The organism is Paenibacillus sp. alder61, assembly GCF_020179875.1.
GTDB lineage: Bacteria > Bacillota > Bacilli > Paenibacillales > Paenibacillaceae > Fontibacillus > Fontibacillus faecis.
Genome location: NZ_JAIUDG010000055.1, coordinates 1 through 1,004 on the forward strand (window position 1 = coordinate 1; position 1,004 = coordinate 1,004).

Consider the following 1,004-nt stretch of genomic DNA (forward strand, 5'->3'; position numbering starts at 1 on the left):
TACCGGCTACAGCAATAGACAGGATGGACCCCTTGGCTCCTCTTCCTTTCAATATTACAGCCGGATACTTCATCGTTGCCTTGGAGCCGATGTTGCCGTCCACCCATTCCATTGTGGCGTTTTCCTCTGCCACAGCCCTTTGGGTTACCAAGTTGTAAATATTAGGAGCCCAATTCTGAATGGTCGTGTAGCGGACACGGGAATCTTTCCGGCAAATAATTTCGATAACTCCGCTATGCAGAGAACTGGTACTATAAATAGGTGCTGTACATCCTTCAACGTAATGGACAAAACTCCCCTCTTCGGCAATAATTAAGGTCCGCTCGAATTGGCCCATATTTTCGGAATTAATACGGAAATACCCTTGTATCGGAACCTCACACTGAACGCCCTTCGGGATGTACACAAAGCTGCCGCCCGACCAAACCGCGCTGTTAAGCGCCGCAAATTTATTGTCAGCGGGCGGGATGATCGTACCGAAATATTGCTTGAACACTTCAGGATATTGCTTTAAGGCTGTATCCGTATCAAGAAAAATAACGCCCTGCTCCTCCAGTTCCTTCCGCATACTGTGATAGATGACTTCCGACTCGTATTGAGCGGATACGCCTGCCAGGAACTTTTGCTCCGCTTCAGGGATCCCCAGCTTATCAAAGGTGGCTTTGATCTCGGAAGGAACCTCCTCCCAGGTTTTCCCCTGTTTTTCAGAAGGACGAACGTAATATTGGATGTCATCCAGATTTAGCCCATCCAAATCCACTCCCCACCCAGGCATCGGCATTTTGTAGAATTGTTTCAACGCTTTCAGCCGAAAATCGAGCATCCATTCCGGTTCTTCCTTGATTCGGGATATTTCCCGGACAATCTCTTCAGTCAGGCCTTTTCCGGATTGAAAAATAGACTGGTGCCCGTCGCGAAACCCGTATTTATATTCGCCCATATCCGGCGCTTTTTTAGCCATTCGTAACACTCCTTTTAACTTTCCAGGACTTATTTGATGTGCT

The 1,004-nt window shown here is 47.6% G+C and carries 1 protein-coding gene; it reads right to left on the reverse strand.

All coding sequences use genetic code 11. The features are described from left to right. Nucleotides 1-961: Fe-S cluster assembly protein SufB (gene sufB, locus LBW89_RS27990; RefSeq protein ID WP_318249458.1), on the reverse strand; the 961-nt coding region annotated here is incomplete at its 3' end. Between the last annotated feature and the right edge of the window lie 43 nt (nt 962-1,004).